This is a genomic window from Cupriavidus sp. SIMBA_020 (assembly GCF_046535395.1).
Taxonomy (GTDB): Bacteria; Pseudomonadota; Gammaproteobacteria; order Burkholderiales; family Burkholderiaceae; genus Cupriavidus; species Cupriavidus campinensis.
In genome coordinates this window covers 1-241 of record NZ_JAWRWU010001514.1, presented here as the reverse complement: position 1 = coordinate 241, position 241 = coordinate 1, and the positions used below count along the sequence as shown (strand labels likewise).

Sequence of the window (241 nt, the reverse complement as noted above, 5' to 3'; positions counted from 1 at the left end):
CCTGCCTTTCTCCGCTGGCCCCGCCAACGTGCGCCGGCGTCTGGCGCTCGCCGGCCTTGTGGCCGTCGCCATGCTGGCCGCCTGGGCCGGGTGGACCGTATGGCGCTACGCCCTGCCAGGCCCCGCCCCCGCCGCCATTCCCAGCTACGCCCAACAGCCGGTGGCGGTCAGCGTTGCCGCCGCGCGCAGCGGCCCCTTGCCGCGCGACCTGCATGCGCTGGGCACCATCACGCCGTTGGCC

At 76.3% G+C, this 241-nt stretch carries 1 pseudogene; it reads left to right on the top strand.

Features of this window, described 5'->3' with window-relative positions:
* Position 1: 1 nt before the first annotated feature.
* Positions 2-241 (top strand): annotated as a pseudogene (locus SB751_RS34655) (efflux transporter periplasmic adaptor subunit); the annotation flags it as partial.